We start from the raw sequence: 22,290 nt of genomic DNA on the forward strand, positions 1-22,290 counted from the left end.
AGGAATTCCGGTTTGCAGGTGAGGTAAGGCTTACTATAGCTTCGTGGTGACGCGTTGCCCGCAGCAGATCTCGGAGGCGGCGCGTTCCTCTGCCCACACCATTCTGGGAGTACACATGCGATCACTGACCTCTGCCCTCGGTGCGACAACGACTGTTGCCGCGCTGTTCGCACTCACCGCCTGCGGCAGCGGCGCTGCGGAAACGCCTGCGGCTGAGTCGGACCAGGCCGCGACTCCGGCCGAGGCGACGTCGATCGTCCTTTACGCGGGTCGTGACGAGGAGCTCATCGCTCCTCTCGTCGAGCAGTTCACCGACGAGACGGGCATCGAGGTCGAGGTGCGCTACGCCGGCACCACCGAACTGAACGCGCTGCTGCTGGAAGAGGGCGACAAGACGCCCGCAGATGTGTTCCTCTCGCAGGACGCCGGAGCACTGGGTGCGCTGTCGAAGGCCGGACTGCTCGCAACGCTTCCCGACGAGATCGCCGACACCGTTCCCGCTGGCTTCACCTCCTCCGACGCATCGTGGATCGGCGTCACGGGCCGCGCGCGTGTTTTCGCGTACGACGGCGAGGCGCTCGACGAGAGCGATCTGCCCGACTCGGTTGACGCGCTGACGGATGAGGAATGGGCCGGCCGCGTCGGCTTCCCTCCCGGCAACGCCAGCTTCCAGTCGTTCATCACCGCTCTGCGCGTTCTGGAGGGCGAGGACGCCGCGCTCGAGTGGGCGAAGGGTATCGCCGACAACGATCCGGTTCTCACGGAGAAGAACGGCGCAACGCTGGACCTCGTCAACACGGGTGAGCTCGACATCGCGCTCAGCAACCACTACTACTGGTACCAGCGCGCCGCCGAGCAGGGCGCCGACAACATGCGCGCTCAGCTGAAGTTCCTCCCCGGCGACGCGGGCGGCATCGTCAACGTCACCGGCGCAGGAGTTCTCGCTCCCGCCGAAGACAACGCGGCTGCTCACGCCTTCGTCGAGTACCTCGTCTCCGACGCTGGCCAGGAGTACTTCGTGGAGAAAACCTACGAGTACCCCCTCGTTCCGGGAATCGACGCACCCGAAGGGCTTCCCGCCATCGATACTCTCGTGAACCCGGGCCTTGACCTGAGCGACCTCGACTCGCTCGACGCAACACAGGAACTGCTGGCCGAGGCCGGCCTGCTCTAATTTGACACCCGCTCGCAGGAGGCCGTCCGCCGCGCTCATCGCGGCGGCGGTCTGCTGTGCGCTCGCGGCATCTGTTCCGCTGATCTACCTCGTCGTGAGGGTGGCTGGCGCCGGCGTCGACACGATCGTCACGACGGTCACACGGCCCCGTTTGATCGAGCTCCTGCTCAATTCGCTCGGGCTGTCGATATCCGTCACGGTTACCGCCGTGCTGATCGGCGTTCCCACCGCGTGGATTCTGTCGCGCGTTCGGCTGCGCGGGATCCGGGTGTGGGCCGCGATCGCGGCGATTCCGCTGGCGGTTCCCTCGTACGTTGCTGCGTATGGATGGCTTGCGGCGATTCCGTCGATGTCGGGATTCTGGGCGGCATGGTTCGTCCTGAGCCTCGTGGGTGTGCCCTACGTCGTTCTGCCAACGGTTGCCGCTCTCAGCGCCGCTTCCACGGAACGCGACGACATCGCACGCACACTCGGTCGCGGTCCGCTGCGTGCGTTTCTCGTCGGCACACTCCCGCAGGTGCGGCCCGCCGTCCTGTCCGGCGCCCTCCTGGTGTGCCTCTACACGCTCAGCGACTTCGGCGGGCTGGCGTTGTTCCGGTTCCCGGTGCTGACAACGGCAATCTTCCGCGCCTATGCCACGAGTTTCGATCGCGACTATGCCGCTGTTCTCGCGTCTGTGCTCGTCCTCGTCGCCCTGCTGATCGTCATCGGCGAGCAGGCGGCGCGCCGCCGCGCGCGTGGCATCTCGGCGGGGACCGGGCGCTTCCGACGAGTTTCTCCGGGGCGCCTCGCCCCTCTTGCCTACGCGTGGTTGCTCGTTGTGCCCGTCTTGGCTGCGGGTGTCCCGGCCGTTGCGCTGGTGGTCCGATGGGTCACCGCAGACCAGACCCAGGCGATCGATCCGCAGCGCTTCTTCGATGCGGTGGTGTCCACGATGATGCTGGCGGGCGCGGGCGCTCTTGTCGCCCTGATTCTGGCGCTACCGATCGGGATTCTGACCGCGCGATACCGTGGACGTGTGGTGCAGACGATCGACGCCCTGGGAACCCTGCCGCTCGGCGTGCCGGGAGTCGTCGTTGGGTTGTCGCTTGTTTTCGCCTCGTTGGCCGTCGTTCCGTGGTGGTACCAGTCGATCGGTGTTCTGGCTTTTGCGTACGGCGTGCTGTTCGTCCCCAAGGCGATCGGTGGTGTGCGCAGCGCCGTGTCGCAGGTGCCAACCGATCTTGAGGACGTCGCGAGGACTCTGGGATCGGGTCGATCCGAGGTGTGGCGGCGCGTGACAGCTCCGCTGGCGGCTCCCGGCATTGCGGCTGCTGTTTTGCTCGTGGCCGTGACCGCGATGAAGGAATTGCCGGCCACGCTACTGCTGCGTCCGACCGGCACGAATACCTTGGCGACCGAGCTCTGGTCGCGGACGGATGCCAGTGCGTATGGCGCCGCGGCTCCCTACGCTCTGGCGTTGCTCGTCGTCGCGCTGGTTCCGGCGCTTTTGCTGTCGCGCGTTGGCGCGCGCGACGAATCCGCTGTGATGAAGAACGGAACGTTCCGGTGAGTGGTCTTGCGGTTTCGGGGCTCGTTGTCGAATACGGTCAGGACCGGATTCTGCACGAGATCGACCTCGTCGCGGGGGAGGGTGAGCTCCTTGCGCTCGTCGGTCCCAGCGGTTGCGGTAAAACAACGGCGTTGCGCGCGATCGCGGGCTTGGAGCGCGCCGTATCGGGAACGATTCGTATCGGAAACCGCACCGTGGCATCGCCCGGGGTGCACACCGCTCCGGAGCGCCGCAGGGTCGGGTGGGTTCCGCAAGGGGCTACCCTTTTCCCGCATCTGACCGCGGCGCAGAATGTCGCATACGGCCTGCGCAGCGTTGCCTCACGGCGCCTCGCACGGCGGAGAGCGGACGATCCCGAGGTGCGCCGCCTGCTGACGGTTGTCGGCCTCGGCGCCTACGCCGATCGCTTCCCGCACGAGCTGTCCGGTGGTCAGGCGCAACGCGTCGCTCTTGCGCGAGCTCTCGCGTCTCGCCCTGATCTTGTGCTGCTGGACGAACCGTTCGGCGCGCTCGATCCGCTCCTTCGTGATGAACTGCGTGAGTCGACGCGGCAGTGGCTGCGCGACGAGGGCATGACGGGAGTGATCGTCACACACGATCAGCGCGAGGCGCTTTCGGTGGCCGATCGTATTGCGGTGATGAGCGGGGGTCGCGTTCTCCAGGAAGACACTCCCCGCGGGGTCTTCCTGCGCCCGGCGTCGACGTGGGTCGCGAGCTTCATGGGCGATGCCGTCATGCTCCCGGGGCACTGGACGGGCCGTGAGGACTCGGCTGTTGGCATCGTGCAGTGTGACCTGGGATCGATTCCGGCGGCATGGGCCATTGACCATGCTCCGCAAGACGGGCGCGAGATCTGCGTGCTCGTTCGTCCCGAACAGCTGCGCCTCGGCGGCGTCGACGGACAAACAGGAACCGTCGAGAAAGTCACCTTCACGGGTTATCAGGCGATCGCGACGATTTCCGTGAACGGTGCCGAAGTGCGTGCCGCTGTTCCTGCTGTCGGCGCTCCCGAGCGCGGCGAAACGGTGGTCGTGCGCGTGCGAGGAACGGCCCTGGCCTACCCCGCGGAGTAGCTCAGAGGCGCCGGAGCTTCTGCGTTAGAGCATTGAGCGTGCGCAACTCATCGGACGTCAAAACCGACATGCGCGCCGCGATGCTCTTCCCGTGCTGAACGGCCACCTGACGGAACTCGTGTGCGCCCTTTTCCGTTGCGGTCACCAGCGACCCGCGCCCGTCATCGGGGTCCGGCGCTTTTGTGACGAGGCCGCGCGAGACCATGCGGTCGACAAGACGCGAAACGCTCGGCTGGCTGATGAGCATGTTCATCGTGATCTCGCGCAGGCGCGCTGTGTGGTTGGGGGCACGCATCACGGTGAGGAGAACGTCATACTCCGGTTGTTGCACTGCGGTTCCCGCGAAGTCCTGCTGGAGCTCTTCGAAAACCTCGTGCTGCGCGCGGAAAAGGCTCTCCCACGTCTCAACAGCGAGTCGGCGGTCAGTCATGTATTCGATTGTATGGGCATAGGTGCTCCGTGCCCGATTTTGCGGGTGGGGTCGGTGGAAGCGGACACGGCCGACCCGGACGTTCTGCCGTCACGACGCGGTGAACAGAGAAGGCCCGATCGGATGAATCCGACCGGGCCCATGTCCCTAGCACCAAGAGTGTCCTGCAATCACATGCCGGTGACCGCCACAGCAAAACGATCACCGTGCTTCGCACTCTATAACGCTGAGGTAACGACCGGCAAGGGTTTTCCGTTATTTCTTCGTTATGTTTTCGTGTGTGTCCGGCGACGCGGATCTTGTCAGTGGCGCCACGCGAGTTGTCAATAGCACCAGGGTCTGCTGCCCGCGAAGGTGACGCGGCATCACGCTGCAGGCTGTAGTTCGCGACTCGCCTGAATCGTTTCGATTGCGTGCAAATCCACGCTACCCTCGCCCCGTGAGCGTCACCGAATCCGCATCCCGGAACACCCCGAAACGACCGCTGAGCGTGCGCGTTCCGCGCCCGGCTCCCGCGCATCCCGCTCCGTTGGACATGGGCGAAGGCACCGACATCCGCGTGATGTCGCGCTACATCGAACGTTCGGGGCGGCCCTGGTTTCCGATCATGGGGGAGTATCACTTCAGCCGGGATCAGCCAGATCACTGGGAAACCGAGTTGCGAAAGATCCGCTCCGGCGGCGTGAACATCGTGTCCACCTACATCCTGTGGATTCTGCATGAGGAACAGCAGGGCGATGTGCGGTGGGACGGCGCGCGCGATCTGCGCCGGTTTGTCGAAACGGCGCAGATCGTCGGCCTCGACGTCGTCATCAGAATCGGGCCATGGGCACACGGGGAAACGCGCAACGGCGGCTTCCCCGACTGGCTCCAGGCGCTGCCCATCGCTCGCCGGACGAACGATCCTGACTATCTCGCGCTCGTGCGCGGGTGGTATGCGCAGATCGCCGCGCAGGTGCATGGTCTCTTCCGGGACCACCAGAATCCGCACGGACCGATCGTTGGTGTGCAGGTCGAAAACGAGATCTACGATCAGCCGGACCATCTCGGAACGCTCAGAGACATGGCGGAAGCCGAAGGGATGCGTGCCTCCCTCTGGACGGCAACAGGATGGGGCGGTGCGCAGCTTCCCGAGCGCCGTGTTCTGCCGGTCTACGCCGGATACGCGGATGCGTTCTGGGAGGAATCCCACACGGGATGGCCCGAGTTCGGAAGGATGCACTTTACGTTCTCTGCGGTGCGGGACGACCTGACGGTCGGAGCCGACCTTCGCCAGGTCGGCGTTGACGGTTCGGTGGCAACAGAGAGCGCCGATCCGTGGCCCTTCGCCACGTGCGAGCTCGGCGGCGGTATGCCGGTGGCCTATCACCGCCGACCCCTCGTCGATCCCGAAGACGTTGCGGCTCTCGCGCACGTCAAACTCGGCAGTGGATCTTCCTGGCAGGGCTACTACCTGTTTCACGGAGGAACCCAGGTCATCGGGAACACCACAACGCAGGAATCACAGGCAACGGGGTATCCGAACGATCTGCCCGTTCGCGACTACGACTTCTTCGCCCCGATCGGACGCGAGGGAGCACAGCGCCCGCACTTCCATGCCCTACGCCGCCAGCACCTGATGCTCGAAGCATTTGGTGAAGCGATCGTCGCGGAACCGGCCGTTATCCCTGGCGACGGCGACGTGCGCTGGTCCGTGCGCGGCGATGACCGTCGGGCGTGGCTCTTTGTCAACAACCACCAGCCGGCACTCGCGGCGCTCGAGACCATCCCGGGCGTGCAGTTCCACGTGGAGATGGCGGCATCGACGATCACCATGCCAGCGGCGCCATTCACCCTGAGCGCGGGAACATTCGCCTGCTGGCCGATTCGTCAGCGCCTGGGCGGCATCGACGCGGTGACGGCAACGGCGCAGCCGATCACACAGATCCAGACCTCGCAGGGCATGCTCGTCGTGCTCGCGGCGACGCCCGGTGTTCCCGTGGAGATTCAGTGTGATGAGGGCGACGTGGACATGGTCTCCGGAGCGACGGCGGAGCGCCGAGATGGGGGAGGAATCACGGTGACGCCGATCACCGCGCCCGGCCCTGACTGTCGGGTGAAGATCGGGACCACGACGTTCGTGGTACTGGACGATGACACCGCAAACGGTGTGTGGAAGGGTCACGTTGCTGGCCGCGAGCGGATCGTGATCTGGGACGGCGAGGGGTGGTTTGACGAGACCGGATTTCGGGTGACCGAGGATCCGCGGCCCCGCACCGCCCGTGTGCTGCCCGCTCTCGCGCAGGGGCAGGCGACTGTCATCCCCGTGCCCGGCGCGGACGTGGTCCGTGATCTACCGGCTCCCGTTTTCGATGATGTGCGCACGGCGCCGGTTCGAACGGGCGGAAGCGCCGGACGATTCTCCGCGCCGGCCGATGTCGATGTCGCGCGCCTCCCGTCCACCCACGTCGACATCCGCGACGAGTGGTTCGACGAAGCCGAGCGGCTCCTGCTCGAGATCACCTGGACTGGCGACGTGATGCGGGTCTACGCGGGAGACACGCTCATCGCCGACCAATTCTGGTCGGGACGCCCGCTCGACGTCGACCTGCTGCCCTATCGAGAACTCATCATCCGCGACGGGCTTCACCTGCGCGGGTTTGCCTGGGCACCCGACAGCGGCATCCACGTCGACCCTCGCGTGCGGCCGGGCGCGGTCGAACCCGTGTTGGAGGTTCATGGCGCGGCGCTTCGCACCGTGCGGTCGCGGCAGATCTGCTGAACCCGGTGTCACATCACGCGGAACGGCATCACGGCGCGGCGTCCGAAGAGCTTCGCGCTCACTCGCTCGCCGTAGTACGACCAACCGATAATGGTGGAGAGGGCGAACAACACCAGCCCGATCGTGACGACCCAGTGCCCCCATTCGCCGGGCAGGCCCTGCGCAAAGGCCTCACCGGTCATGAGCGATGCCGGCCGATCCCATGCCCGACTCGTTCGAGAAGATACCGCGCGCAACGCCGAGCTGAATGGCCGCGATGAGAACCGATCCGGCGAATCCGCCCGCAGCCGCGCTCCCCGTGAAGGACAACGCCAGGATCTTTCCGAAGACATTCGGAATGCCGCGCTCGAGGTACTGCTGAGGGCCACCGTTGCGCTCGCCGGCTTCATCCGTCGTCCGGAAGCGCACACCGAGGAAGGCCTCGGTGTATTTCGAGGCCATCCCGACAAGGCCGGTGATCCACATCCAGAACAGCGCACCGGGGCCGCCGATCGCGAGGGCCGTTGCCACGCCGACGATATTTCCCGTTCCCGCCGTCGCCGCCAGGGCCGTTGTGAGCGCCTGGAACTGGGATATGTCGCCGTCTGCTCCGAGATCTTTGCGACGAAAGATCCCTAGCCGCAGAGCGGCGCCCAAGCGAACGAACTGAATCCCGCCCAGCCGGATCGTCAGATACAAGCCGGTGCCGAGCAAGAGCGGAATCAATAGCGACGGTCCCCAAATAAAGGACGTAACGGTGTCCAGGAACGATTGAACAGCGTCGATCATCGTTGAAAACCCTCCGAATTGTCGCGCGTTCGTTGCGCGGGAGCAGGGACCTCATTGGCCCTGCGGAGAGTGTGTGCACGAGTCGGAGAACATCCCAGAGGGCGCGGATACGGCGCGCGACGGGGTGGAACTCAGCTCGGGGGCATACCGTTGGAGCATGGCAACCACCCCATCGCCCGAAACGCCCGTCGAGTCGCAGGACGAGCACACACCGACCTTCGACGAGCTGGGCCTGGGAGCCGCTGTTCTCAAGGTCCTCAAAGACGTCGGATATGAAACGCCGTCCGCCATCCAGGCACAGACCATTCCCCTCCTTCTCGGTGGACGCGACGTGCTCGGCGTCGCGCAGACCGGAACGGGAAAGACGGCCGCGTTCGCGCTGCCCATTCTCGACCAGCTTGACCAGACGCAGAAGACGCCGCAGGCGCTCGTTCTGGCGCCCACTCGTGAACTCGCACTGCAGGTGTGTGAGGCTTTCGAGAAGTACGCAACGCACATGCGCGGCGTTCGCGTTCTTCCTGTCTACGGCGGGCAGGGCTACGGCACCCAGCTCTCGGCGCTGCGCCGCGGCGTTGACATTGTCGTCGGAACCCCCGGCCGTGTCATGGACCACCTCGAAAAGGGCACGCTCGACCTCTCTGAGCTGCGCTTCCTCGTTCTCGACGAGGCCGACGAGATGCTGAAGATGGGCTTCGCCGAGGACGTCGACACGATCCTCGCCGACACTCCCGCCGAGAAGCAGACCGCGCTGTTTTCGGCAACGATGCCCGCGCAGATCCGCCGCATCTCGCAGAAGCACCTGCGCGACCCCGAGCAGATCACCGTCGCGACCCGCACGACAACGTCGGCGAACATCACGCAGCGCTACCTTATGGTGGGTTACCCCCAGAAGGTCGACGCGCTCACGCGCATCCTCGAGGTCGAGAACTTCGACGGGATGATCGTGTTCGTTCGCACCAAGAGCGAAACCGAGACGCTGGCAGAAAAGCTCCGTGCCCGTGGATACACGGCGGCAGCGATCAGCGGAGACGTCGCTCAGGCACAGCGTGAGCGCACCGTTGACCAGCTGAAGTCAGGTAAGCTCGACATCCTCGTCGCCACCGATGTGGCCGCGCGTGGTCTCGATGTCGAACGCATCACCCACGTCGTCAACTACGACATTCCCGTCGACACCGAGTCGTACGTTCACCGCATCGGCCGGACGGGTCGCGCGGGCCGCAAAGGCGACGCGATCAGCTTCGTGACGCCGCGTGAGCGTCGTCTGCTCGGCGCGATCGAGAAGGCAACGCGCCAGCCGCTGACCGAGATGCGGATTCCGACGGCGGAAGACGTCAACGTCACGCGCCTCAGCCGCTTCGACGACGCGATTACCGCTGCGCTCAGCGATCGCGAGAAGATCTCCGAGTTCCGCGACATCATCGCTCACTACGTCGAGCACCACGATGTCATCGACACCGATGTTGCCGCGGCCTTGGCGATCGTTGCACAGGGCGGAACGCCCCTCCTGCTGCCGCCCGACCCGCCCCGTCGTGAGCGTGCGCAGCGCGAGCGGAACGATAGCGATCGTGGCGATCGCGCCGACCGCGGAGAGCGTCGTCCGCGCGGCGGCGCACAGCTGTCGCCGTACCGAATCGAGGTGGGCCGCCGCCAGCGCGTCGAGCCCCGCCAGATCGTTGGCGCATTGGCGAACGAGGGCGGCCTGCGCCGCGACGACTTCGGGCGTATCGACATTCGTCCGGACTTCTCGATCGTGGAACTGCCCGCCGATTTGCCGTCGGGAACGCTTGAGCGCCTTGCCGACACGCGCATCAGCGGTCAGCTCATCGAGCTCAAGGCAGATCCTCGGCCTTTCCGTGCGACGGGTGGCCCTCGTCGTCGCGGCGACCGCGGCGGCGACCGCGAGCGGCGTCCCCGTTTCGACAGTGGCGATGAGCGCCCTCCGCGCAAGCCCCGTCGCTGAGCATCACCCTCGCACCGTCAGAAACTTGACGGTGCGAGGGGCACGGCGCAAGAACGCTGATGTCATCTGACTCACCAGATATTCCGGCGCGCCGTCCGCGGCGCTTGCGACGCGCGATCGCGTGGACCGTCGCCGCGATCGCCGCACTTGTTCTCATCGGCGCTGTGTCGATCGTCATCTGGAGTCAGGTGGGCGTGATGGCAGCCGAGCCCGCGCCGCTCGACGAGGTCACACAGAATCCTGCGATCGCGTACACCGACACGAGTGCCGCGATCGTGATGTCGCCTGTCGAGGGCGGATCCGGTGACGGGCTTGTCTTCATTCCCGGCGCGAAGGTTGATGCCGAGGCCTATGCGAGCACGCTGTCCGGGCTGGTCTCCGAGTCGGGGATGACGGTGGTGATCACCCGCCCATGGCTGAACCTGGCGTTCTTCGACCTGCGCTCGCTGGAGAGCTTCACCGACCGTGCGCCCGATATCGACCGCTGGGCCGTTGGCGGACACTCGCTGGGCGGCGTTCGCTCCTGTCAGCTCGCGGCAGATGCCGACGCGCTCGTGCTGTTTGCCTCTTACTGCGCGGCGGATCTCTCGGCGGCAGATATTCCCGTTCTCAGCATCAGCGGAAGCGAGGACGGCCTCTCCACACCGGAGAAAATCCGGGATGCCGCCTCTCTGCTTCCGGGTGACGCTGAGTTCGTGGACATCCCCGGCGCCGCGCACGCATCCTTTGGGAACTACGGCGAACAGGCCGGTGACGGCGTCGCAACGGTCGACAGCCGCCAGGTATCCGCAGACATCACGGCGCTCGTCACGGAACTTTTCGAGCACTAAGGGCACACACGGCGAAGCGCAACTGTTTCACAGATCTCGTCACTCGGTGCCAGTCTTCGGCTACCAATTGTTACCCTGTGATACACCGCGTCTTCACCGTCGAAGCGTGTCAATCATTCGGCGCTGAAAGGCGTCTACATCACCATCCAGGGAGCACACGCGGTGGCGACCGACACCCCATCGAGGCCAGAGAAGCCAGAGAAGAACGAGGTTCCGACCAACATCTTCGGGGCGAAGGAATCCAGCGAGAACGACCGCTGGTGGCATCTGACGTTTGGCGGCCTCCTCGTCATCGCCCTGATCGGATTCGGCCTGTGGTCGGTCGGATGGGTGTCACCCGAGACCAGCCGCATTCTCCTCATCACCGCGATCGTGTTTGGCGTCTTCATGGCGTTCAACATCGGCGGAAACGATGTGGCCAACTCCTTTGGCACCTCCGTCGGGTCCGGCACCCTGACGATGAAACAGGCCCTCATCGTTGCGGCGATTTTCGAGGTCTCTGGCGCGATCCTGGCCGGGGGCGCCGTAACCGACACGGTGCGCAGCAGCATCGTCGATCTCAGCGTGGTGTCCCAAAGCCCCGAAGACTTCATCTACATCATGATGTCGGCGCTTCTGGGCGCGGCCATCTGGCTCTTCATTGCCACACGCATGGGCTGGCCGGTGTCCACCACCCACTCGATCATCGGCGGCATCGTCGGAGCGGCCGTCTCGATGGGACTCAAGACGGGGCTGGGCGGCCTCGAAATGGTCCAGTGGAACAAGATCGGCGAGATCGCGGCCAGCTGGGTTCTTTCCCCCACACTGGGCGGCGTCCTCGCGTTCTGCATTTTCTGGATCATCAAACGCTTCGTCCTGAGCCATGACGGCGATTCTGAGGACGGTCACCGTGCCCTGCGCACGATCGTTCCGATCATCGGCGCGATCGCCTCCGTGATCATGGCGGCGATGCTACTGATGAAGGGCCTGCAGAACCTTCACCTCGAGATGTCGGCGGCCGGAACCGTTGTGCTGCTGATGATGATCGCTGTTGTGTCGTGGATAGCGGTGTACATCCTCGCGCAGGCGTTGCGCAAGAAGAAGTTCCCGAAGGCCTCGTTCACGCTGTTCGCCTGGATGCAGGTGTTCACCGCGTGTGCTTTTGCGTTCAGCCACGGAGCGAACGACATCGCAAACGCGGTCGGCCCCTTCGCCGCCGTTCTCGACGTCATGCGCACCGGCTCGGTCAACAGCCAGGCCGTCGTGCCACTGCCGATTCTGATTACTTTCGGTGCGGCCCTCCTGGCCGGCCTGTGGTTTATCGGCCGGCGCGTGGTCACAACGGTGGGCAAGAAGATCACCGAGATTCACCCCGCCAGCGGTTTCGCTGCCGAGCTGTCTGCCGCATCGGTCGTCATGCTCGCATCGATGCTGGGTCTGCCGGTCTCGAGCACGCACATCCTCATCGGTGCCGTTCTCGGCGTCGGTCTTGTCAACCGGGCCGCTAACTGGGGCCTGATGAAGCCGATCGGACTGGCGTGGCTCATCACCCTGCCGGCATCCGCCGGAATTGGCGCCATCGGCTACTTGGTGTTGAGCGCGATCTTCTAGGCCGGGGCTGTCCTTCGTGGGGGCAGAGCGCGCCATGAGACCGGCGAGTACCGTTGATCACATGGCGATCGAGATTCCGAGGATCACACTCAACGACGACCAGCCCTTTGCAGAGGTCGGTCTCGGCACGTACAAGCTCACGGGCGATGAGGGCATCGACGCCCTGGTCGCGGGAATCGAGAACGGGTACCGCGTGCTCGACACAGCCGTGAACTACGGCAACGAGCGCGAGGTGGGCGAGGCGGTCCGGCGATCGAACGTTGATCGTGACGAGATCATCGTCACCACGAAGATTCCCGGCCGCCATCACGGTTATCTTGAGGCGATCGCTTCGGGACGTGAGTCGCTCGAAACGCTCGGACTCGACCGGATCGACCTGTTGCTCATTCACTGGCCCAACCCCAGCGTCGACAAGTATGTCGAGACGTTCCAGGGCATGATCGGGCTGCGGGACGAGGATGTTGTGCGCTCGATCGGTGTGTCCAACTTCACGGAGCAGATGCTGGAGCGCCTTATGGGCGAGACGGGCGTTGTCCCGGCCGTGAACCAGGTCGAGATGCATCCGTACTTCCCACAGACCGCTCTGCGGGCTTTTCACGCACAGCACGGCATCCGGACAGAGAGCTGGAGTCCGCTTGCGCGCCGAAGCGAACTCCTGGCGGAACCCGTTCTGGCGGACATCGCTGCTGCCCACGGGGTGTCTCCCACCCAGGTCGTCGTTCGCTGGCACGTGCAGTTGGGGTCGACCGCGATCCCGAAGTCGGCTGACCCCGAGCGTCAGCGTGAGAACGCTGATGTGTTCGGATTCGAGCTGACGGACGATGAGGTCGCGCGTGTGTCGTCGCTCGAGCGTGGGCGACTGTGGGAAGGCGATCCGAACCATCACGAAGAGATGTAGCGCGATTCCGTCGCTCGCTTGACCTTGACGTTATGTCAACCTCTATCGTCGGTGACATGAACGACGAATGGTCGATCCAGGAGGTCGCGTAGCTCGCGGGAACCACGAGTCGCACGCTGCGTCACTACGACGACATCGGGCATCTTGTTCCGTCACGCATCGCGTCAAACGGTTACCGGCACTACGACCAGGCCACCCCTGTGCGTTTGCAGCGCAATCTGCTGCTGCGCGAGCTGGGGCTTGGGCTTGCGCAGATCGCGGAAACGTTGTGGGGCGAGGCCTCGGAGATCCGCGCCCTCGACGCGCACCTGTAGCGCTGAGTGTTCGGCGGCGGCCCCGCCGAACACTCAGCCACCCCTCCGCGAGAATGGCGGGGTGGGCGTGAAAAAGGGCATCGGCATTGCGGCGGGGGCCATCGCCCTGCTCGGCGGTGTCGGAGCGCTCGGCGTGATCGGCGTTTTCGCCCTGGTGAACGCGTTTCCCACCCCTGATGATCTCGCAGGTCCCAGGGACGACGGATCCTGGCCATGGTCGCCGTCCGATCCCGTACCGCGCGCGGAATACGCCACCCCCATTCATGCCCCGCGCGGCGAAAGCGCCGACGGATTTCTCGGGCTTCCCGACCCGGAGTGGGTGACGCAGACCGCTCTAGCGACGGGCATTCCCGAGCGTGCCCTCGCGGCGTACGCGGCCGCCGATATCCGTGCAATCGATGAGTACGGCTGCGCCGTCGGCTGGAACACACTGGCAGGGATCGGATGGGTCGAGAGTTACCACGGAACGATCTTCGGCGGGCAGGTGGACGCCGACGGGGTCGCCCGCCCCGCGATCATCGGAATTCCGCTGAATGGCACGAATAACACGATGGCGATTCCTGACACCGACGGCGGCCTCTTCGACGGCGATACCGAGTGGGACCGTGCCGTCGGGCCGATGCAGTTCATCCCCGAAACGTGGCGGCGGTGGGCGGTAAACGCGTCGGAGGGCGTCGAGACCTCTCCGCACAGCATCGATGACGCGGCGATCACGGCGGCACGCTATCTCTGTCGCCTCGATGGTTCACTGGAGTCAGAGGGAACCTGGATTCGGGCGATCCGTTCCTACAACGATCTCTATGACTATCAGACGCGCGTTGCGCAGGCGGCTGAGCGCTATGCGGATGCCGCGCGCTGAGGCTTTGGGAACGCGCGCTTCATCGGCGCTGAGATCATCACGAACTGAATGATGATCAGTACCGCGGCGAAGGCGATTTGCTCGCCGACAACCCACCAGGGGAACGCGCCGGGGATGAGCGCCAAGGCGATCGCGACGAACGGGAATACGCGGCTGAACAGCAGCAGACGCTGGAAGGCCCAGTACCAGCCGATCGATGCGCGCCACAGGAAGTAGAACAGGCTGACGGAGATCGCGAACAGCACGCCGACGCGCAACCAGACGAGCAGGGGCGGAGGGGCGCCTTGGAGCGTGAGAACGCCGACGGTGGCCACGGTGATCCCCCCGAGAACCGTGCACACGACGAGGAGCCAGAACACGGTCCACAGTGGCGCGGCCGCTCCCGGTGAGGCTGCTCCCGGCACCTGGGCGTCACGGTAACGACCACCGGCGAGACGATCGACTCGGCGGAGCAGGGGTTCGAGACGCACGGGTGCCAGCCTAGTGTCCCGCGGCCTGGGAAGATCCAGGCGGCGCGGGCGCGCGAGAGGGCGACCCCACGAGCCTTATCCCGGCAACAGGGCGAGCGCCGCCGCGGCGAGGCCCCAGATCGCGTACAGCGTCAGCAGCGTGGTCAGGAGCCATTCGCGCCACGATCCCGCGTTGCCAAGAAGGGGTAGAGCGAAGGAGCCGCGGCGCGGCCACAGGCGTTTGATGAGCATCGTGCGTCGAAACACGACGGGGCGCTTCAGCATGATCGGCCAGAGCCACGGCACGCCGCCGGTGGTGAGGGTGTCGCCGATCAGGTGGACAACGTAGCCGATGCCGATGCACGCCGGAAGCCACGCGAACTCATCGGGAAACCACCACATGAGTCCCGCCGCGGCGGCGATGCCGATGATCCAGGAGAGCACCCAGCTGCGCGCGATTCGCAGACATTTCGTCCCGACAGCGATGCACACGGCGGCGCCGATCGCGGGCCCGATCGCAAGGGGGCGATCCCACCCGTCCGGTGTCCAGGAGGCCAGGGAGAGAACCACAGCGGCGAGGAGAATGCAGATGGTCGCGACCAGCGAGTGCATTCCCTTTCGGTGTCCGCCCGTGAGACCGCTCGCGACGCCAGAGATCACGCGTCCGCCGGGGAGGGCGGACGCAACGGTGGACGATGGGTGGTCGATGTCCGGCAGCAGAGCGGCTCCGGCGCACACAGCGGCGCCCGTGAGCACGCCGAGGGGATCAAGAGGAGCGAGGCCGAAGCCGGGAACCGTCGTCGTTACGGCCACCCATGCGGCGGCGCCGGACACGGCGTGCGAATAACCCATCACAGAGTGATGTCATCACGTGAAGTCGAGAGGATCCCATGCGCCGGGGACGCGGAGCTCGGCGTAGCGGGTGTCAACCCGGTCTGCGCGGATGTCGGCCACGCACGCGAGGGTCGACAGGGTGGGTATGCCGAAGGGGCGGTTATCGCGGATGATCGCTCTGTCGTCCGTTGGCCGGGTCGTTGTTGTGCGCGCGAGCACCTCGGTCCAAGGGAGGAACCAGTCCGGGCCATCTCCGAGCGCGGCGTCGCGGAACTCGGCAAGCCATGCGGTGATCCGCGCCGTGCGCGGATCGTCGAGATCATCGTGCGCGATCATGTGGGTGCCCGGGGCGATCGGGGTGCGGGAGAGCGTCTCGCCATCCCAGGTGGTTAGCGTGGCGGCGCCATCAGCGACGCTGACCAGATTGAAGCCCCGTGTGTGAGGAACCCGGGGCAGGTCGCGGCCAGCAACAGCCTCCAACGGCAGGCTTCCGCGAGACAGGATGTTCGCGGCGGGAAGCCGCGGTTCGCCGGGACGATTGAGCAGAACCGCCAACCTTCCGCTGCCGGAGTGCGTGGCCAACCAGGCTCCTCCCGCCCGGCGATCCTGTACGCCCGTCACCCCGGGAAGGTCCTGCCACCAGGGGCCCAGAGGGTTCCACGGACGAGCGGGGTCTTCGTCGCGCACGGCGAGCAGGCGGATCGCGTCGCCATGGCGATCGGGGACACGAAGAATGACGGTGCACATCGCTCCCAGCCTACGGCTGTCCTGCAAGGATGGAGTCATGTTCGTTGTGGTGGGTGTGACCGGCGGGATCGCCGCCTATAAGTCCGTTCAGCTCGTGCGCCTCCTGGTCAAGGACGGGCACGATGTGCACGTCGTGCCAACAGACGACGCCCTGCGGTTTGTTGGCCTTCCCACGTGGGAAGCGATCAGCCGGAACCCGGTAACAACGAGCGTCCATGATGATGTTGCGAGCGTGCGGCATGTGTCTCTTGGACAGCGCGCCGATCTTGTGGTGATTGCGCCCGCTACGGCCAACACGATGGCGAAAATGGCGGCGGGAATCGCGGAGGATCTGCTCGGCACCACGCTGCTCGCCACCCGGGCGCCGGTTCTCATCGCTCCCGCGATGCACACCGAGATGTGGCAACATCCCGCTACACAGGCCAATGTCGAAACGCTGATCTCGCGCGGTGTGCACATGATCGGCCCCGTGTCGGGTGAACTGACGGGAGGCGATAGCGGCCAGGGGCGCATGGCGGAGCCTGAGCTCATCCATGAGTCCGTCACGCGTGAGCTGCTGCGCGGAACGGGGGAGGCGATCGGCCAGCACTGGCTCGTGTCCGCCGGAGGGACGCGCGAGCCCCTTGACCCCGTTCGCTTCATCGGCAACCGGTCCAGCGGCAAGCAGGGAGTAGAGGTGGCGCTCGCCGCAGCGCGGCATGGCGCCAATGTGACCCTGCTGGCGGCCAACATTTCTCAACAGATTCTTGCTCCCGCGCAACGAGACCCGCGGATCCGCATTGTCGAGACGCCCTCGGCGGAGGACCTTGAGCACGCCGTCCGCGAATACGGTCCGGATGCGGGCGTTATCGTGATGGCCGCTGCTGTTGCCGACTACCGGACGCCGCAGAAGTCTGCCACCAAGATCACCAAGGAATCAGCCGACGCACCCGTTCTGCGTCTGGAGCTGGTCGAAACACCAGACATTCTGGCCGGTCTTGTCGAGCGCCGCTCAGCGGGTCAGACGCTCGTGGGCTTCGCCGCGGAGACGCCCTCTGAGGGTGAGACCCTCGTGCAACGTGCGGTCGCGAAACGTCGCCGCAAGGGCGCCGATCTGCTGGCGGCGAATGAGGTCGGGTGGAGCCGCGGTTTTGAGCAGGACGACAACCACCTGATCGTGATCGACGTCGATGACGAGGTCGTGGCTGATGTCGCCGGGACGAAGCGCGAAACGGCAGACGCGCTCGTTGCCGTTATTCTCGGGCACATCAGCGCACCCTGATTCGGGGCGCTCTTCGCCCCGGTCCGGGCGGAAAACACGCGGAAACGGCGAAGTGCCGTGCGCGGCAAACGAGGTCGGCCAGGTGGACGAAGCGAGGAAAGTTAGGCTAACCTACCCAAAGCCGGGTGAGGTTCGCCTTACCTACCCATGACGGAGTGGGGCGTCATCATCCGGACCCCCTATACCGATGAGCGCGCGCCGAAACGTGCGCCCTCAGTCATGTCGAGGAGCCCCTCTATGCCCACGATCCGTCCGCTCTCCGCACTGTCGCTCATCGCGGCGTCCACTCTCGTCTTGGCGGGGTGTTCGTCCTCGGCTGCGGACGGCGACGCTTCGGCCGAGTCGGGTGCTGCTGGTGATGCCACCCAGACGGAGGAGACGGTGTCGTTCACGTTCGATGCCGCTGTTGGCGACCCGGACGACCCCGACTTCGAGGAAAAGACGGTCGAGGTTCCCAAGAACCCCGAGAACGTTGTCATCTTCGACATGGCCTCCCTCGACACCTGGGGCAACCTGGGCGGCGAGGCCGCCGGAGCGCCGCTCGACAGCGTCCCGGACTACCTCAGCGACTACCTCGTCGACGACGCCATCAACGCGGGAACGCTGTTCGAGGCAGATCTGCTGGCAATCGAGGCGATTCAGCCCGACCTCATCATCATCGCCGGACGTTCCTCGACGCAGTACGAGGCGCTCACGCAGATCACCCCGAACGTCATCGACCTGACGGCGAACGGACCCTTTGAGGATCAGCTCGAACGCAGCGTGACGCTCTTCGGCGAGATTCTTGGCCAGGAGGACGCGGCCGCGGAAGCGCTCGCTGAGCTGCAGGGCGGCATCGCCGAGGCACGCGAGGCGACCGAGGGCATCGGAACGGGCCTGGCGATCATGACCGCTGGTGACAGCATCACGGCGCTCGCCCCCTCTAGCGGCGACTTCTCCGGCCCTGTTCTGCGCGGCGGGCTAGTCTACGACGTCTTCGGCGTTGAGCCCGTTCACGCCGACATTCGCTCGGCGACGCACGGTGAGCCGGTGTCGTTCGAGTTCCTCCTGGAGCAGGACCCCGACTATCTCTTCGTGCTTGACCGCAACGCCGTAGCCGGCAGCGACGGCGACGCGATGGCTGATGTCGTTCTCGACAACGAGATCGTGCACCAGACGACGGCATGGAAGAACGACCAGATCGTGTCCCTCGACCCGGCCGCGTGGTACATCGTGTTCGGCGGCATCGAGACGACGCAGATCATGATCGACGACATCCTGTCGATCACCTCCTAACCGCCGCGATCTCTTCCCTCATGCGGGTTGTTGTATGGCCGTCGTAACCGAGGCGGCCGCGCCGACCACCCCCACCCAGGTACGCCCCCGGCGTACCTGGGTGGGGGTGGTTATCGGTGCCCTCCTCGTGGTCCTGTCCGTGGTGAGCCTCTTTGTCGGAGCGTCCAGCGATGTCAGCATCGCGGGGATCTTTGACGCCGAGAGCAACGCGTCCTTTCTGCTGGCGGCAAGCCGTATCCCGCGCACCATCGCCCTTCTGCTGGTCGGTGCTTCGCTCGGCATCGCAGGCCTGATCATGCAGATGCTGGTGCGCAACAAGTTCGTCGAGCCATCGACAACAGGGGTGACCGAGTTCGGCGCGCTGGGAATGCTCGGCGCCCTCGTGTTCTGGCCCGGGATGCCGGTTCTGCCGCGGATGTTCATCGTTGCCGCGTGCGCCCTGTTCGGCACGTGGGTGTTCCTGCGCATCATCCGGAACGTGCCCGTTCGCCACCTCGTGCTCGTGCCACTGGTTGGCATTATGCTCGGCGGTGTCGTCGGCGCCGTGACGGCGTTCTTCGCCTATCGCCTCGATCTGCTGCAGGCACTCATGCAGTGGCAACAGGGGTCGTTCGCGACGGTGATGCGCGGGCGATACGAGTTCGTGTGGATCGCGGCGCTCATGGTCGTCATCGCCTGGATTGCGGCCGATCGCTTCAGCGTGATCGGCCTGGGGGAGGACTTCGCGACCAACCTCGGCCTGAACTATCGCCGCATCGTCGGCGTCGGCATGGTGATTATCGCCGTGATTACCGCGTGCGTTCTCGTGACAGCGGGAATTCTGCCGTTCCTCGGCCTCGTGGTCCCCAACGTGGTCAGCATCATCATCGGCGACAACGTTCGGCGATCAATCCCGTGGGTTGCGGGACTGGGGGCAGTCTTCGTGCTGGCGTGCGACATCATCGCTCGTCTTGTTCGTTTCCCCTACGAGATCCCGCTCTCGGTCGTCGTCGGCGTCATCGGAGCGGGCCTGTTCCTCTGGCTTCTGCTGCGAAGGAGGGGACATGCCCACTGAGACGCTTTCCGTCGTTCGGCCGGAGGAATCCGCGCCGCGCCCCCCTTTCACGCGCCCCGGCCGCGTGCGAGCGCTGTGGGCCCGCCCCATCGTTCGCATCGCCCTTCTCGGCGTCGTGATCCTCGCGCTCGCCGCGTTTTATCTGCTGCACGACGTTCCGGGTTCGCTCGCCTTCGCCGTGAAGATCCGCAGCCTGACGATTGCGGCCATGGTGATCGTGGCGATCGCCGTGGGAACATCCACCGTCGTCTTTCACACCATCACGCAGAACCGCATTCTGACGCCGTCGATTATGGGCTTCGACTCGTTCTACGGGCTCATCGTCACGCTCACCGTGTTCCTCTTCGGAACGGCGGGCTTCCTGCGCGCTGACAGCGTGATGATGTGGCTGATCCAGGTGGGCGTCATGGTGTCGTTCAGTGTTTTCCTCTTTACCTGGCTGTTCACGGGAAAGCGGCGATCGATTCACCTGATGCTGCTGGTTGGCCTTGTCCTCGGCACGTTCTTCCGCAGCCTCACCGAGTGGATGCAGCGGATGCTCGATCCCGTCGAATTTCAGATCGTGACGGATCAGATGTTCGCGTCGCTCACACGCCCCAACCCGACGCTTCTGATGTTCACCGCCGTCATTGTGCTGGGAGGCGTCGTTGTCCTCGTGCCCCTGCTGCGCACACTCGACGTCCTCTCGCTGGGGGAGCCCGTTGCGGTGGGACTGGGTGTGAACCATCGCCGCGTTGTTATGACGCTCTTCTTCGTTGTGTCGGTGATGGTGGCGGCATCGACCGCGCTTGTCGGGCCCATTTTGTTTTTCGGCCTGATCGTGGCGAACCTGGCCTACTCCTACGCCGGAACTTTCCGCCATGAGTGGACGCTGCCCATCGCTGTTCTCCTCGGCATCCTCTGTCTCCTCGGCGGGCAGGTGGTCATCGAGCAACTCCTGGGATTCCAGGGAACGCTGTCGATGGTGATCGAATTCGTCGGCGGAATCTTCTTCCTGTTCCTCGTTCTCAGAAAGGGAGCTCGATGATCGACCTCCTGGGTGTCACCAAGCGCTACGGGCGCAGCACGGTGCTAGACAACGTGACAATTTCCTTCGGCGAAGAGGGAGTGACCTCCCTTATCGGCCCGAATGGGGCGGGAAAGTCGACTCTCTTCGGCCTCGTCGGACGCCTTCTCTCCGCGGACGAGGGGACGGTCTCTCTCGACGGAATGGACGTTAAGAGGGCCTCCTCGAAACAACTCGCGAAGACGATTGCCGTGTTGCGCCAGGACAATGTCATTGCCTCGCGTCTCACGGTCAGCGACCTTGTCGAGTTCGGCCGTTTTCCGCACTCGCAGGGTCGTCTCGACGTGATTGATCATCACAAGATCGAGGAGGCGATTCGGTATCTCGAACTGGAGCCGTTCCGGAATCGCTTTCTTGATGAGCTCTCGGGCGGACAGCGGCAGCGTGCCTTTATCGCCATGGTGCTGGCACAGGACACGAAGTATGTGTTGCTCGACGAACCGCTGAACAACCTGGATCTACGCCACATGACCGAGATCATGAAGCTTGTGCGCAAGATGGCGGATGACCTGGGAAAACGCGTTGTCATCGTTTTGCACGACATCAATTTCGCATCAACCTACAGCGACCGTATCGTCGCGATGCGCGATGGCCGCATCCTGGCCGACGCCGGACGCGACGAGATCATGCGCTCCGATGTGCTGCGCGAGGTCTACAGCACCGAGGTGGATGTCCGGCAGATCGACGATAAGCCCGTCGCGCTGTACTACTCCTAAAACACCGGTGGGGCCCGGCATTGCGTCGAGCCTCACCGGGGGAGTGGTCGGCCGGAGCGCATCACTGTCGTCGTGCGCGACCAGCTCTCACCTCGGTCATTGACGGCTAGCATTCAACCATGACGAACACTGATCCGATCGAAGACGTCTCCATCGCCGGCGAGGTCATCCGTCTCGGACAGTTCCTCAAGTTCTCCGGCTTGCTCGATTCCGGAGGCAACGCCAAGGAGGCCATCATCGACGGCTATGTGAGCGTGAACGGTGAGGAAGAGCGCCGGAGAGGACGCCAGCTACACAACGGCGACCTCGTCACGTTCGAGGGACGTACGGTTCGCGTTCGGCCCTAGGTTCAGCGCGGCGGGGGTCGTCCTACGGCTCGGACCTCAGGGGTTCGAGGGCGGCTAGCACGAGGTCAAGGCCGAAGATGAACTCCTCTGCCGGGTCATAGCCGGCGGCGGTGAGCTCCGCGGCGGACTCATTGAGATACGGGAACTCCTCAGGAGGAAGCTGGGGCAGATAGACGTCCTCGGGCGGGAGTTCGATCTCTTCGAAGACGAGGTCGATCATGGCATCCAGCAGCTCGTCCTTGTTCGCCACGTAGTGATAGAGCGACATTGCGCCCGCGCCCAACACACCAGCGAGTCGGCGCATGCTGAGTCCGTCGTCGCAACGCTCCTCA

Annotated in this window: 20 protein-coding genes and 2 pseudogenes; 16 read left to right on the plus strand and 6 right to left on the minus strand. The window is 65.0% G+C overall.

Going from position 1 to position 22,290, the window contains the following annotated elements:
• The first annotated feature begins 115 nt into the window (after positions 1-115).
• Genes G6N81_RS10550 through G6N81_RS10560 form a run of 3 tightly spaced genes read left to right on the plus strand, consistent with a single transcriptional unit; the run spans position 116 to position 3,799 of the window.
• A complete protein-coding gene (locus tag G6N81_RS10550; RefSeq protein ID WP_165136630.1) occupies positions 116-1,174 on the plus strand; it encodes an iron ABC transporter substrate-binding protein in 1,059 nt (352 codons plus the stop codon).
• A gap of 1 nt (position 1,175) precedes the next feature.
• Positions 1,176-2,726, plus strand: a complete 1,551-nt coding sequence (locus G6N81_RS10555; RefSeq protein ID WP_165136633.1) for an ABC transporter permease — start codon at positions 1,176-1,178, stop codon at positions 2,724-2,726.
• Positions 2,723-3,799, plus strand: a complete 1,077-nt coding sequence (locus tag G6N81_RS10560; protein WP_165136636.1) for an ABC transporter ATP-binding protein — start codon at positions 2,723-2,725, stop codon at positions 3,797-3,799. Before G6N81_RS10555 ends, G6N81_RS10560 begins: the two co-directional genes overlap by 4 nt.
• Position 3,800: 1 nt before the next feature.
• Here G6N81_RS10560 and G6N81_RS10565 read toward each other — a convergent pair whose 3' ends face one another.
• Complete coding sequence (locus G6N81_RS10565; protein ID WP_165136640.1) at positions 3,801-4,229, minus strand: MarR family winged helix-turn-helix transcriptional regulator; 429 nt, start codon at positions 4,227-4,229, stop codon at positions 3,801-3,803.
• A 439-nt stretch (positions 4,230-4,668) separates the two neighbouring features.
• On the opposite strand from G6N81_RS10565, the gene G6N81_RS10570 reads away from it, so the two are divergent.
• The gene (locus G6N81_RS10570) at positions 4,669-6,990 is read left to right on the plus strand and encodes a beta-galactosidase (RefSeq protein ID WP_165136643.1); all 2,322 of its coding nucleotides are present in this window, start codon (positions 4,669-4,671) and stop codon (positions 6,988-6,990) included.
• A gap of 11 nt (positions 6,991-7,001) precedes the next feature.
• Here the strand turns inward: G6N81_RS10570 and G6N81_RS10575 are convergent.
• Positions 7,002-7,758, minus strand: a pseudogene (locus tag G6N81_RS10575) (alanine:cation symporter family protein); the annotation flags it as partial.
• Positions 7,759-7,915: 157 nt separating this feature from the next.
• Between G6N81_RS10575 and G6N81_RS10580 the strand changes: the two are divergent.
• The 6 genes and pseudogenes from G6N81_RS10580 to G6N81_RS10605 all read left to right on the plus strand — a co-directional run bounded on the left by G6N81_RS10580 (position 7,916) and on the right by G6N81_RS10605 (position 14,209).
• Positions 7,916-9,718 (plus strand): DEAD/DEAH box helicase, encoded by a 1,803-nt coding sequence (locus G6N81_RS10580; RefSeq protein WP_165136646.1) that lies wholly within the window; start codon positions 7,916-7,918, stop codon positions 9,716-9,718.
• A 59-nt stretch (positions 9,719-9,777) separates the two neighbouring features.
• Positions 9,778-10,548: an alpha/beta hydrolase gene (locus tag G6N81_RS10585; RefSeq protein WP_165136649.1), complete on the plus strand. Its 771-nt coding sequence runs from the start codon at positions 9,778-9,780 to the stop codon at positions 10,546-10,548.
• A gap of 162 nt (positions 10,549-10,710) precedes the next feature.
• Positions 10,711-12,138: an inorganic phosphate transporter gene (locus tag G6N81_RS10590; RefSeq protein ID WP_420901782.1), complete on the plus strand. Its 1,428-nt coding sequence runs from the start codon at positions 10,711-10,713 to the stop codon at positions 12,136-12,138.
• A gap of 61 nt (positions 12,139-12,199) precedes the next feature.
• Entirely contained in the window at positions 12,200-13,036 is an 837-nt protein-coding gene (locus G6N81_RS10595) for an aldo/keto reductase (RefSeq protein WP_165136652.1), read from the plus strand.
• Between the two features lie 116 nt (positions 13,037-13,152).
• Positions 13,153-13,347, plus strand: a pseudogene (locus G6N81_RS10600) (MerR family transcriptional regulator); the annotation flags it as partial.
• 64 nt (positions 13,348-13,411) lie between these two features.
• On the plus strand, positions 13,412-14,209 hold the full coding sequence (locus G6N81_RS10605; protein ID WP_165136655.1) for a lysozyme family protein: 798 nt from the start codon (positions 13,412-13,414) through the stop codon (positions 14,207-14,209).
• On the opposite strand, the gene G6N81_RS10610 is transcribed toward G6N81_RS10605, so the two are convergent.
• From G6N81_RS10610 to G6N81_RS10620, 3 genes are all read right to left on the minus strand, one after another.
• Positions 14,188-14,679: a hypothetical protein gene (locus tag G6N81_RS10610; RefSeq protein ID WP_165136658.1), complete on the minus strand. Its 492-nt coding sequence runs from the start codon at positions 14,677-14,679 to the stop codon at positions 14,188-14,190. The two genes, G6N81_RS10605 and G6N81_RS10610, sit on opposite strands and share 22 nt — an antisense overlap.
• A 75-nt stretch (positions 14,680-14,754) precedes the next feature.
• A complete protein-coding gene (locus tag G6N81_RS10615; RefSeq protein WP_165136661.1) occupies positions 14,755-15,510 on the minus strand; it encodes a metal-dependent hydrolase in 756 nt (251 codons plus the stop codon).
• Between the two features lie 15 nt (positions 15,511-15,525).
• Complete coding sequence (locus tag G6N81_RS10620; protein WP_165136664.1) at positions 15,526-16,239, minus strand: NRDE family protein; 714 nt, start codon at positions 16,237-16,239, stop codon at positions 15,526-15,528.
• Between the two features lie 37 nt (positions 16,240-16,276).
• On the opposite strand from G6N81_RS10620, the gene coaBC reads away from it, so the two are divergent.
• The 6 genes from coaBC to G6N81_RS10650 all read left to right on the plus strand — a co-directional run bounded on the left by coaBC (position 16,277) and on the right by G6N81_RS10650 (position 21,958).
• Positions 16,277-17,500, plus strand: a complete 1,224-nt coding sequence (gene coaBC / locus G6N81_RS10625; protein WP_165136667.1) for a bifunctional phosphopantothenoylcysteine decarboxylase/phosphopantothenate--cysteine ligase CoaBC — start codon at positions 16,277-16,279, stop codon at positions 17,498-17,500.
• Between the two features lie 237 nt (positions 17,501-17,737).
• The gene (locus G6N81_RS10630; protein WP_165136670.1) at positions 17,738-18,775 is read left to right on the plus strand and encodes a siderophore ABC transporter substrate-binding protein; all 1,038 of its coding nucleotides are present in this window, start codon (positions 17,738-17,740) and stop codon (positions 18,773-18,775) included.
• Between the two features lie 34 nt (positions 18,776-18,809).
• Positions 18,810-19,829, plus strand: coding sequence for an ABC transporter permease (locus G6N81_RS10635; protein WP_165136673.1), 1,020 nt, complete (start codon positions 18,810-18,812; stop codon positions 19,827-19,829).
• On the plus strand, positions 19,819-20,856 hold the full coding sequence (locus G6N81_RS10640) for an iron chelate uptake ABC transporter family permease subunit (protein ID WP_165136676.1): 1,038 nt from the start codon (positions 19,819-19,821) through the stop codon (positions 20,854-20,856). The genes G6N81_RS10635 and G6N81_RS10640 overlap by 11 nt, the downstream gene beginning before the upstream one ends.
• Positions 20,853-21,611 (plus strand): iron ABC transporter ATP-binding protein, encoded by a 759-nt coding sequence (locus tag G6N81_RS10645; protein WP_165136679.1) that lies wholly within the window; start codon positions 20,853-20,855, stop codon positions 21,609-21,611. The genes G6N81_RS10640 and G6N81_RS10645 overlap by 4 nt, the downstream gene beginning before the upstream one ends.
• A gap of 119 nt (positions 21,612-21,730) precedes the next feature.
• Positions 21,731-21,958 (plus strand): RNA-binding S4 domain-containing protein, encoded by a 228-nt coding sequence (locus G6N81_RS10650; protein ID WP_165136682.1) that lies wholly within the window; start codon positions 21,731-21,733, stop codon positions 21,956-21,958.
• Between the two features lie 22 nt (positions 21,959-21,980).
• Here the strand turns inward: G6N81_RS10650 and G6N81_RS10655 are convergent, their stop codons facing one another.
• On the minus strand, positions 21,981-22,262 hold the full coding sequence (locus G6N81_RS10655) for a hypothetical protein (RefSeq protein WP_165136685.1): 282 nt from the start codon (positions 22,260-22,262) through the stop codon (positions 21,981-21,983).
• Between the last annotated feature and the right edge of the window lie 28 nt (positions 22,263-22,290).

The organism is Microbacterium amylolyticum (genome assembly GCF_011046975.1).
GTDB lineage: Bacteria > Actinomycetota > Actinomycetes > Actinomycetales > Microbacteriaceae > Microbacterium > Microbacterium amylolyticum.